This is a genomic window from Saccharomonospora azurea NA-128, assembly GCF_000231055.2.
In the GTDB taxonomy this organism is placed as follows: Bacteria; Actinomycetota; Actinomycetes; order Mycobacteriales; family Pseudonocardiaceae; genus Saccharomonospora; species Saccharomonospora azurea.
Window position 1 is genome coordinate 4,747,262 of the sequence record NZ_CM001466.1, and the last position, 11,071, is coordinate 4,758,332.

The 11,071-nt window shown below is 70.2% G+C and carries 9 protein-coding genes; 7 read left to right on the plus strand and 2 right to left on the minus strand.

The features are described from left to right. The first annotated feature begins 187 nt into the window (after positions 1–187). The 5 genes from secD to SACAZDRAFT_RS21920 all read left to right on the plus strand — a co-directional run bounded on the left by secD (position 188) and on the right by SACAZDRAFT_RS21920 (position 7,053). Positions 188–2,020, plus strand: coding sequence for a protein translocase subunit SecD (secD, locus tag SACAZDRAFT_RS21900; protein WP_005445316.1), 1,833 nt, complete (start codon positions 188–190; stop codon positions 2,018–2,020). 1 nt (position 2,021) lies between these two features. After that, on the plus strand, positions 2,022–3,248 hold the full coding sequence (gene secF / locus SACAZDRAFT_RS21905; protein WP_005445317.1) for a protein translocase subunit SecF: 1,227 nt from the start codon (positions 2,022–2,024) through the stop codon (positions 3,246–3,248). Further along, a complete protein-coding gene (locus SACAZDRAFT_RS21910) occupies positions 3,245–3,769 on the plus strand; it encodes an adenine phosphoribosyltransferase (RefSeq protein WP_005445318.1) in 525 nt (174 codons plus the stop codon). The genes secF and SACAZDRAFT_RS21910 overlap by 4 nt, the downstream gene beginning before the upstream one ends. 124 nt (positions 3,770–3,893) lie before the next feature. Next, entirely contained in the window at positions 3,894–6,239 is a 2,346-nt protein-coding gene (locus SACAZDRAFT_RS21915) for a RelA/SpoT family protein (RefSeq protein WP_005445323.1), read from the plus strand. Positions 6,240–6,279: 40 nt separating this feature from the next. Further along, a complete protein-coding gene (locus SACAZDRAFT_RS21920) occupies positions 6,280–7,053 on the plus strand; it encodes an enoyl-CoA hydratase/isomerase family protein (RefSeq protein WP_005445325.1) in 774 nt (257 codons plus the stop codon). Positions 7,054–7,258: 205 nt separating this feature from the next. Here SACAZDRAFT_RS21920 and SACAZDRAFT_RS21925 read toward each other — a convergent pair whose 3' ends face one another. Next, a complete protein-coding gene (locus SACAZDRAFT_RS21925) occupies positions 7,259–8,125 on the minus strand; it encodes a peptidylprolyl isomerase (RefSeq protein ID WP_005445326.1) in 867 nt (288 codons plus the stop codon). Between the two features lie 122 nt (positions 8,126–8,247). On the opposite strand from SACAZDRAFT_RS21925, the gene SACAZDRAFT_RS21930 reads away from it, so the two are divergent. Together SACAZDRAFT_RS21930 and SACAZDRAFT_RS21935 are read left to right on the plus strand one after the other, a co-directional pair. Beyond that, positions 8,248–8,898 carry an MBL fold metallo-hydrolase gene (locus SACAZDRAFT_RS21930; protein ID WP_005445328.1) on the plus strand — a complete coding sequence of 217 codons (651 nt, stop codon included), beginning with the start codon at positions 8,248–8,250 and terminating at the stop codon, positions 8,896–8,898. Positions 8,899–8,975: 77 nt separating this feature from the next. After that, entirely contained in the window at positions 8,976–9,644 is a 669-nt protein-coding gene (locus SACAZDRAFT_RS21935; RefSeq protein ID WP_005445330.1) for a hypothetical protein, read from the plus strand. On the opposite strand, the gene SACAZDRAFT_RS21940 is transcribed toward SACAZDRAFT_RS21935, so the two are convergent. Next, on the minus strand, positions 9,613–11,034 hold the full coding sequence (locus SACAZDRAFT_RS21940) for a YibE/F family protein (RefSeq protein WP_232286445.1): 1,422 nt from the start codon (positions 11,032–11,034) through the stop codon (positions 9,613–9,615). The genes SACAZDRAFT_RS21935 and SACAZDRAFT_RS21940 overlap by 32 nt on opposite strands. Positions 11,035–11,071: the final 37 nt, after the last annotated feature.

Sequence of the window (11,071 nt, forward strand, 5' to 3'; positions counted from 1 at the left end):
GTCGTCACGAGACCGTGGACGTCCGGCGTCGTCGACAGGGGGAGTCGAGACGTCGGTACGGGTAGTCTGTTGCGCTCGCCCAGCGCCGAGTAAGGTCTCGGTGCTGGGCGCGTTCGCTACCTCGCGGTGAGTGACCCGCCTGCCGACTCGTCAAGCCGTCGTACCAGTTCGAGGAGAGCGACCGACCGTGGCACCTCCGGCCGGGCAGATTCGCCCGGGACGCTACTTCGCGTTTTTCGTCGTGATCGTCGCCGCGCTGTATTCGCTGGTGTTCTTCACCGGTGACGGCAGCCCGACGCCCAAACTCGGGATCGACCTCAAAGGCGGTACACGGGTCACCCTGACGGCGCGGACGGCGGACGGCTCGGATCCGTCGCGCGAGCAGCTTCAGCAAGCCCGTCAGATCATCGAGAACCGGGTCAACGGCATCGGCGTCAGCGGCGCCGAGGTGTTGCTCGACGGCAGCAACGTCGTCATCACGGTTCCGGGCGACCAGGGCGAGCAGGCGAAGACGCTCGGCCAGACGGCGCAGCTCGGTTTCCGCCAGGTGATCGCGGCGGTCCCGGCGGGTCAGCCCGGCGGGCAGCAGCCCGACGCCGGCGCGGGCGCCGGGGACGGCGGCGACCAGTCCGGTGAGGACCAGAGCGGCGGAGACCAGGGTTCCGAGGGCGCACCGGCCGACGAGAACCAGGATTCGGGTGGTGCCGAAGGCGAGGACGCCACCGGCGACAACCAGGGTGGCGGCGGCAGCCCCGCCGGAGTCGCACCCGCGCAGCAGTCCGACGGCGACAGTGCCGACGGTGCTGACAACGCCGACAGTGCCGGGAACGCCGGCCGGGACGACGACAGGACTCTGCAGGAAGAAGCCGCCGAGCAGATCCGCAAGGCCAAGGAGTGGCGCCAGAACCCGGCGCTGCTCCCCATGGACCCGTCCGACCAGGCGGCCATGCAGCAGGCGCAGCAGTTGCAGCAGGAGGCCCTGGCGCGCCTGAACTGCGATCCGAACGACCTCGATCCGCTGGCCGGCAACGACGATCCGAAGTTGCCGCTCGTGGCGTGCAACCAGGACGGCACCGAGAAATACGTGCTGTCGCCGGTGTTCCTCAAGGGCACGGCCATCAACGACGCGTCGTCCGTCTACAACGCACAGGAGGGCGGCTGGGTCGTCAACCTGTCGTTCACGCCGCAGGGCGCGGACACCTGGGCCGACTTCACGGCGCAGAACATCGGTCAGCGCGCGGCCTTCGTGCTCGACACCGAGGTGGTGTCCGCGCCGACGATCAACCAGGCGATCGCCGGCGGTGACACGCAGATCACCGGCCAGTTCACGCAGAGCGAGGCGAAGAACCTCGCCGACGTGTTGAAGTACGGCTCGCTGCCGCTGTCGTTCGAGTCCTCCGACGCCACCACGGTGTCGGCCACGCTGGGCCTGGCCACGCTGGAGGCCGGACTGATCGCAGGCGCCGTGGGTCTCGCGCTCGTGTTCCTGTACTGCCTGTTCTACTACCGCATCCTGGGCGTGCTGACGATCCTGTCGCTCGCCCTCTCGGCGATGATCGTGTACGCCGTGCTCGTCCTGCTTGGCCGGTGGATCGGTTACACGCTCGACATCGCGGGCGTGGTCGGCTTCATCGTCGGTGTGGGTGTCACCGCCGACTCGTTCGTCGTCTACTTCGAGCGATTGAAGGACGAGATGCGGGAAGGGCGGACCTTCCGCTCGGCCGTGCCGCGCGGGTGGCAGAAGGCGCGCCGCACGATTCTCGCCTCGGACGCCATCATGTTCCTCGCCGCGGGAGCGCTGTACGTGCTCGCGGTGGGCGAGGTGAAGGGCTTCGCGTTCACACTGGGAATGACGACGGTGCTCGACCTGATCGTCGTGTTCCTGGTGACCCACCCACTGGTGGCGGTCGTGTCCCGGTCGAAGAAACTGTCGAGTCCCAAGCTCTCCGGCCTCGGTGCGGTACAACGCATCGGCGAAAGCCGTCGAGCCGCGGTCCGCACTGCCGTGAAGGAGGCGTGACGTGGCGAAGTCCGACCCCACCACCTCACCCGACGTGAAGAAGGAATCGGTCTTCCAGCGCCTCTACACCGGTACCGGCGCCTTCGACATCGTCGGACAGCGCAAGCGGTGGTTCGCGCTGTTCGCCGCGCTCGTCCTGGCGTGCATCGCGGCGATGGGCGTGCGCGGATTCAACCTCGGCATCGAGTTCGAGGGCGGAACCCAGATCCAGCTGCCCGCGACGGGCGCCCAGGGCCCGATCACCACCGACGAGGCGAGCGACGCCTTCGCCGACGCTCTCGGCGGCAGCCCGGCCGAGGCGCAGCAGGTCGGTACCGGCAACTCCGCCACCATCCAGCTGCGGTCGGAGACGTTGGAGCCGAACGAGGTCCAGCAGGTCAAGCAGGTCCTGTTTGACCGCCTGCAACCCCTCGACAGCTCGGGGCAACCCAGCGAGCAGGTGATCAGCGACAGCCGCGTGAGCGCCACCTGGGGTGGTGAGATCTCCAAGCAGGCCCTGATCGCCCTCGGGGTGTTCCTGGTCCTCGTCGCGATCTTCTTGATCTTCTACTTCGAGACGTGGATGGCGGTCTCGGCGCTGGTGGCACTGCTGCACGACGTCGTGGTCACGGCGGGTGTGTACGCGCTGGTGGGCTTCGAGGTCACACCCGCGACGGCCATCGGACTGCTGACGATCCTCGGCTATTCGCTGTACGACACGGTGGTCGTGTTCGACAAGGTCAAGGAGAACACCCGCGGCATCCTGAACCTCACGCGCCGCACCTACGCCGAGGCCGCGAACCTGGCGCTCAACCAGACGCTGATGCGGTCGATCAACACGTCGGTCATCGCGCTGCTTCCGGTGCTGGGCCTGCTGGTCATCGGCAACCTGCTGCTCGGCTCCGGCACGCTGCAGGACCTCGCGCTGGTACTGTTCGTCGGCATGCTCGTCGGCACCTTCTCGTCGGTCTGCCTGGCGACCCCGCTGCTCGTCGCGTTCAAGCTGCGCGATCCGCGGTACGTCAAGCAGCAGGAGAAGGTGCTGGCACGCCGGGAGGCTCAGGCTCGCAAGGCCGGTGCCGAGAACGGTGCGCGCGCGGACGACGACTTCAATCCCGGTGACGACGAGCAGCTGGAGGCCGAGCTCCGACGCGAGAAGGCGTACGCCGCCGCGGCGAGCGTCCCGGCACGGCATCCCAAGACGAGCGGTCGCCGCACCACACGTCCGACAGGGAAGCGCAAGCGGTGAGCCGAGAACTCGAACGGGCGCTGGACCTCGTCACGGAGATCCGCGACTTCCCGGAACCCGGTGTGCTGTTCCGTGACCTCACCCCGCTCTTCGGCGACGCGGACGCGTTCCGGCACGTCATCGACGCGCTCGGGGAGGCGGTCGGCGAGGGTGTCGATCGTCTCGCGGCGGTGGAGGCCCGCGGGTTCGTGCTCGCCGCCGCCCTCGGCTACGCCCGGGGGCTCGGTGTGGCGCTCGTCCGCAAGCCCGGCAAGCTGCCCAACGTCGCCGGTCGCGTGGACTACGAACTCGAGTACGGGACGGCGACCCTCGAGCTGCCCATGGGGTCGGTCAACAAGGGTGAGCGTGTCGCGATCGTGGACGACGTCCTCGCCACCGGCGGTACGGTGGCGGCGACGGCCGAACTGCTCGCCAGTGCCGGCGCCGAGGTCACCGGAGTGACGGTGGTGCTGGAGCTGACCGAACTCGATGGTCGGTCGCGGCTCGGCTCGGTGCCGGTGCACGCGCTGCGCAAGGTCTGACGCGAGGTCCGGCGAGCCGACGTTCGTCGGGTAAACCGACGGTGGTCGGCGCCCACGGGCATAGTGACGGCCCCCGGCGCGTTACGCTTGACGTCATCAGTCGCGTGACGAGCTGGAGGTTCGGGTGAGCCAGGAGCTTGATTCCGTGGTCGCTGCCCGTTCGGACGCCGGTGCGCCCACGCGATCCGATCAGGACGCGGCCCCAGGTGCCGCCGTACGGGCGCCGTCGGCCACCCGGCGGGTGCGGGCCCGGTTGGCGCGCCGGATCACCGCGCAGCGGCCGGCCTCGGTCAAGCAGGTGCTGGAGCCGTTGGCGGTCATCCACCGCGAGCTGCACCCCAGCGCCGACCTGGCGTTGTTGCAGCGTGCCTACGACGTGGCCGAGGAGCTGCACCGCGAGCAGCGGCGCAAGTCCGGCGACCCCTACATCACCCACCCCCTCGCCGTGGCCACGATCCTGGCCGAGTTGGGGATGGACACGACCACGCTCGTGGCGGCGCTGCTGCACGACACGGTCGAGGACACCGACTACTCCGTCGAGCAGCTCACCAACGAGTTCGGCGAGAAGGTCGCCCAGCTCGTCGACGGCGTCACGAAGCTCGACAAGGTGAAGCTCGGTACCGCCGCCGAGGCGGAGACCATCCGCAAGATGGTCATCGCAATGGCGCGTGACCCGCGGGTGCTGGTCATCAAACTCGCCGACCGGCTCCACAACATGCGGACCATGCGGTTCCTGCCGCCGGAGAAGCAGGCGCGCAAGGCGAAGGAGACCCTGGAGGTCCTGGCGCCGCTGGCCCACCGGTTGGGCATGGCCACCGTCAAGTGGGAGCTGGAGGACCTCGCCTTCGCGATCCTGCAGCCGAAGAAGTACGACGAGATCGTGCGGCTGGTGGCCGACCGCGCGCCGTCCCGGGACACCTACCTGCGCTGGGTCATCGGCGAGCTGACGAACCAGCTCGGGGAGTCCCGCATCAACGCCAAGGTCGAGGGACGACCCAAGCACTACTACTCGATCCACCAGAAGATGATCGTGCGGGGGCGCGACCTGGACGACATCCATGACCTCGTGGGTGTGCGCATCCTGGTGGAGGAGGTCCGCGACTGCTATGCGGCCATGGGTGTGGTGCACGCGCTGTGGCAACCCATGCCGGGGCGGTTCAAGGACTACATCGCCCAGCCGCGCTTCGGCGTCTACCAGTCGCTGCACACCACCGTGATCGGCCCGGACGGCAAACCGCTGGAAGTGCAGATCCGGACGCATGAGATGCACCGCACCGCCGAGTACGGGATCGCGGCGCACTGGCGGTACAAGGAGACCAGGGGAACGCACCGCGGCAACGCCGTGGACATCGACGAGATGGCGTGGATGCGTCAGCTCCTCGACTGGCAGCGGGAGGCTGCGGACCCGGGCGAGTTCCTCGAATCGCTGCGCTACGACCTCGCCACCCGGGAGATCTTCGTCTTCACGCCCAAGGGCGACGTGATCACCTTGCCGGTGGGGTCGACGCCCGTGGACTTCGCCTACGCCGTACACACCGAGGTGGGCCACCGATGCATCGGCGCGCGGGTGAACGGCCGACTCGTCGCCCTGGAGCGCAAGCTCGACAACGGTGAGGTCGTCGAGATCTTCACCTCGAAGGCGGAGGGTGCGGGCCCGAGCCACGACTGGATGGCGTTCGTGGCCTCGCCCAAGGCCAAGGCGAAGATCCGCCAGTGGTTCGCCAAGGAGCGGCGCGACGAGGCCATCGAGGGCGGCAAGGAGGCCATCGCCAAGGAGGTCCGCAAGATCGGCCTGCCTCTGCAGCGACTGGTCTCGGCCGACACGATGGGCGCGGTCGCCAAGGAGCTGCGGCACAACGACATCAGCTCGCTGTACGCGGCCGTGGGCGAGCACCAGGTCGGTGCGAAACACGTCGTGCAGCGCCTGGTGGCCCTCATCGGCGGTGTCGAGGAGGCCGAGGAGGAGCTCGCCGAGCGGGCCACTCCGTCCACCGTCACCCGCAGGCGGGGAACCGGCGACGTCGGCGTGGTCGTCAAGGGCCAGACCGACATCTGGACCAAGCTCGCGCGCTGCTGCACGCCGGTGCCCGGCGACGAGATCCTGGGCTTCGTGACCCGCGGCGGCGGCGTCAGCGTGCACCGCACGGACTGCACGAACGCCGACGAACTGCGCAAGCAGCCGGAGCGGTTGCTCGACGTCGAGTGGGCGCCCACCGAGTCGTCGGTGTTCCTCGTGGCGATCCAGGTCGAGGCGCTCGACCGGCACCGGTTGCTGTCCGACATCACGAAGGTGCTGGCCGACGAGAAGGTCAACATTCTGTCCGCGTCGGTGACGACGTCCCGCGACCGCGTGGCCGTCAGCCGGTTCACCTTCGAGATGGGGGATCCGAAGCACCTCGGCCACGTGCTCAAGGTGGTGCGCAACGTCGAGGGCGTGTACGACGTCTACCGCGTGACGTCGGCCTCGTGACGATCCGGCCGAGGCCGTCGACGCCGTACTGTGCTTGATCATGAGCGACGGGTTCGAGTTCCGCAGGCACGGTGAGATCGCGAGGCTCACGTTCGCACGGCCGGAGAAGATGAACGCCATCCGCCACGAGATGTGGTCGGCCATCCCGGATGTGGTCGCCGAGGTCGAGGCGGACGCCGCGGTGAAGGTGCTGGTCGTGACCGGTGCCGGGGAGCACTTCTCGGCGGGTGCGGACATCGGCGAGTTCCGCGCGTTGCGGTCGACGGCCGAGGGAGCGGTGAACTATGACCGCGCGGTGACCGCTGCGGTGGAGGCGCTCGGCAGCATGCGCAAGCCGAGCATCGCGATGATCCAGGGCAACTGCATCGGCGGTGGGTGCCAGGTCGCGGTGGCGTGCGACGTGCGGTTCGCGGCGGCGGACGCACGGTTCGGCATCACGCCCGCGAAGCTCGGGATCGTCTACGACTTCCTGTCCACGCGGCAGCTCGTCGCGCTCGTCGGACCGGCCCACGCTCGGTACCTGCTGCTGTCGGCGCGTCTGGTGGGCGCGGACCGCGCCGCGGAGATGGGGCTGGTCAACGAGGTGGTCGATCGGGAGCTGCTCGAGAAGACCACGATGGAGTTCGCGGAGACTGTGTGCTCGCGCTCTCAGACGGCCGTGCGGAGCATGAACGAGATCATCGGGCGCATCCTCGCAGGTCAGCGGGAGTCCGACGCGGAGATCGAGCGGCTTCGGAGCGACGCGGTCCGCAGCGCCGACTACGCCGAAGGGGTCGCCGCCTTCCTGGAACGCCGCCCGCCCCGCTTCGCCTGACACCGTGTCCGCGTGCTGCGCACGCGTGTCCGCACTTCGCGTACGCCTGTCGGGGGCTTTGACATCGTGTCCGCGGTCTGTGCACGCATGTTCGCGTCGCACGGCGCGGACACGCGTACGGGAAGTGCGGACACGCGTACGGGAAGTGCGGACACGATGCACAAGGGCCGCACCCGCGGGCGGGTGCGGCCCTTGACAGACGTCGTCAGCCCTCGACGGTGACGTCGGTGAACGTCACCTCGGTGAGCGGCTTGCCGCCACCCGGGCTCGGGTCGAAGGCGCCGTCGTGGCCTGCGCGGGCGACCTCGTCGATCACTTTCAGGCCCTCGTCGTCGATGGCGCCGAACACGGTGTAGTCCGGGGGCAGCGGCGCGTCGCCGAACACCATGAAGAACTGGCTGCCGTTCGTGTCCGGGCCGCTGTTGGCCATCGCGAGGACGCCGCGGCCGTAGGTCAGCTCGTCGAACGTCTCGTCGGCGAACGTGTAGCCGGGGCCACCGGTGCCCTGGCCGGTCGGGTCGCCGCACTGGAGCATCTGCAGGCCCTCGGTACCGATGCGGTGGCAGCTCGTGTCGGTGTAGTAGCCCTCTTCGGACAGGTGCACGAAGCTGTTCACGGTGCACGGCGCGAGCGCCCGGTCGAGCTCGAGGCCGATGTCGCCGACGTTGCTGTGCAGCGTGACGTACACGGTGCCCTCGGAGGACACGTCGTCGCCGTCCGGCACGCTGACGTCCTTGGCGGGCTCGCCCGACTTCGTGTACTCGCACGACGTCGGGTTCGGCAACGGCTCGGGCCGCGAGGCGAGCTCGACGCGTTCGGTGGGGATCTGGATGTCCTGGGACTGCCCGTCCGGCGTGGAGGCCGACGACGAGCCGTCGGCCGCGTCGGCGTTGTCCGCCGCGCCGTCGCCGCGCGTTGCCAGGATCACGATGAGCCCGGCGACCACGACCACGGCACCCACCGTGACCCCGACTCCGACGATCCTGCGTCGCTTCGCCCGCTCGGCACGGCGGGCGAGCTGCCGTTCGAGCTTGCGTTTCGCGGCCTCGCGGCGCTGCTGGTTGGTCGCCACCTGCCCTCCTTGAAGTCTCGACACACCCGCTGCGGGTGGCGGCAGTCTATGGGCACTGTCTGTGAGGAGGCTGTGTAGGGGCGGCTAGGGTGAGACCGATCCCAGATCCCGGAGGTGTTGTCGTGCTGGTCGTCGGGTTCCCGGCAGGCGCGTTCCGGGCGAACTGCTACCTCGTCGCCGCCGGTGCGGGGCGTGAGTGCGTCGTCGTCGATCCCGGTGAGGGAGCCGAGGACGGGATCGAGAAGGCGTTGCGGGATCACGACCTGACGCCGGTGGCCGTCCTCGCGACGCATGGGCACTACGACCACGTGGCGTCCGCGGCCGCCGTGTCGGAGGCACACGGTGTCGCCGTCCACATCCGGTCGGAGGACCGCCACCTGCTGACGGACCCGGCGGCGGGGCTGGGCCCGGAGCTGTCCGCCGCGGTCGGTTCGGTGTCCCTGCCCGAGCCCCGCGGGGTCGAGCCGCTCGGGGAGGGCCCGCTCGATCTGGCGGGGCTGCGCATCGAGGTGCTGCACACCCCGGGGCACACGCCGGGTTCGGTGGTGTTCTCGTTGCGGGCCGAGGAAGGTGGGCGGCTCGCGTTGACCGGCGACACGCTGTTCGCGGGTTCGGTGGGCCGCACGGACCTGCCCGGGGGCGATCCGGCCGCGCTGGCGACCTCGTTGCGCGGCACCGTGCTGTCACTCGCCGACGACACGGTCGTGCTGCCGGGCCACGGGGACAGCACCACGATCGGCCGGGAACGGGCGGGCAACCCGTTCCTGACCTGACGAGCTGACGAGCGCGGCCACACGGGTACGTCGGAACAGCACGGCACGTAAGGGCAGCAGAGGGTACGAGGCGCAACATGACTGAACAGGAACCGACGTCGGCCGGCGAGACGCGTGATCCGGAGCGGGTGCCGCTTTCGGGAGACGACGGCAAGGCGGGCCGGAAGCGGGTGGTCTCGGGCCTCGTCGCGGTGGCCCTGCTGGCCGCGGCCTTCGGCGGGGTGGCCGGGTTCATCGGCGGCCAGGTCGCCGGCCTCGTCGTGGCGGGGGTCGTCGCCGCGCCGTTGCTGTTGCTGGTGCTGTCGGCGGCCCGCCGCCGGATGTGGCTGGAGGGCACCACGGTCACCGTCCGGACCTGGGGCTCGCGTCGTCTGGATCTCGCGACGGTGTCGCGCATGGACCTGCTGATCACCGACGTGCGGGGCACGCGGACCGTCAGTCTCCTGGTGACGGGTGGGCAGCGCGCCGCGATCAAGATCGACCTCGCCGTCTACGCGGGCACGGGAGGCCGGGAGCTCGGCATCCTGCCGCTGCGCAAACTCGCCGACGCGGTGGTGAACAACCTGGACGCGGGCGGCCTCGTGTTCTCGCAGTTGCTCGTGGCGCAGCTGCGTTCCGAGGCCCGCGGTGACGCCGCGGCCGACCGGCCGCTCTACCGCCTCGCGTCGGCGGCGCCGTCGGGCAAGCTCGCGCAGCGGTTCAGCATGGAGGCCGTCAGCCGGTTCGTGGCGACGCTGGAGGGCTGAGCTCGGCGTCGGGGGCATCGGTGGTGTCGGTGGTGTCGCCGGCGTCGTGTGCGTCGTCCCCGCCCGGCTCCGCCTCGACCGGCTCGTCGCGCACGGCGACGAGGGCCGCCAGCACCGTGGTCAGGGGTACGGCGGCGATGATGCCGATGCTGCCCGCCAACGTCCGGACCAGCTCCTGCGCCACGTCCTGCGACTGCAGGATCGGGGACAGGCCGACGTCGGCCAGCGACGAGAGCAGCAGCAGGGGCAGGGCGGCTCCGGCGTAGGCGAGGACCAGCGTGTTCACCGCCGAGCCCACGTGGGCACGCCCGATCCGCAATCCGGCGGCGTACAGGCTGCGCCAGCTCAGGGCGGGGTTGGCGCGCCGCAGTTCCCACACCGCGCTCGCCTGCGCGACCGTCACGTCGTCGAGCACTCCGAGCGCGCCGATCACGATGCCGGCCAGCAACAGACCGCGTGCGTCGATGCTGCCGCCCAACGCGCCGATGAGTGTGCTCGTGTCCGTGTCCAACCCGGTCAGATCGGCGGCCGCCGAGAACACGGCCGACAACACGCCGATGAGGGTGAGGCTCACGATCGTGCCGAGGACCGCCACGGACGTGCGCGCGGAGAAACCGTGGGTGACGTACAGGGCGATGAACATGATGAGCCCGGCGGCCGCGATCGCCACCAGCAGGGGATCGCGGCCCGCGAGGATGGCGGGCAGCACGAACAGGGCGATCACCGCGAAGGTGATGCCGAGCGCGACGAGCGAGGCGAGCCCCTGCCAGCGGCCGAGCAGCAGGACGGCGGCCGCGAAGAGCACTCCCAGCAGCAGGAGCGGAACCCCGCGCTGGAAGTCGCGGAGCTGGTACGACCCGGCATCGGTGGGGTCGGCGCCGCCGTAGGCGAGCACGACCTCGTCGCCCACGGCGAACCGGGGGCTGCTGGGTTCGATCGGCAGGATCTTGGTGATCGTCGACCCCTGGCCGGGGCCGTCGTCCAACCGCACGTCCACGGAGAGACAGCGCCGGTCGTCCGGCGCGGGCTCACCGACCTGCACCTGCCCCGGCGAGAGGCACGGCCCGGCGGCCGCGGCCGTCACCACCCCGTCGACGGGAGTGCCGCCCGAGCCCGAGTGCTCGGGCCCGCCACCCCACGGGAAGAGCACTCCCACGGCCACGAGGGTCGCCAGCGCGAGAGGCGCGAGCAGGAACAGCAGGAGGCGTCGCACCCGAGTCGACGCCGGTGCGGCCTCGCTGTGTCCGTGTCCATGGCCGTGTCCATGGCCGTGCCCGTGTTCGAGCGCCTGCTCCGGGGTGCGGGAACGCTTGGCCGTGCGGCCGGAGGTCGTCCGGCTCGTCGCGGCGGCCGCCGTGCGCGGGCGCGGGGAGCCGGTCTTCGCTCCCAGCGACGTCTCGGCGTCCTGGGTGGGTGCCTTCCGGTCG

What these genes read in the sequence shown, in the direction of transcription:
- SACAZDRAFT_RS21935 (WP_005445330.1), top strand. Translation starts at nt 8,976, where the DNA reads ATGACTGAACAGGAACCGACGTCGGCCGGCGAGACGCGTGATCCGGAG.
- SACAZDRAFT_RS21920 (WP_005445325.1), top strand. Translation starts at nt 6,280, where the DNA reads ATGAGCGACGGGTTCGAGTTCCGCAGGCACGGTGAGATCGCGAGGCTC.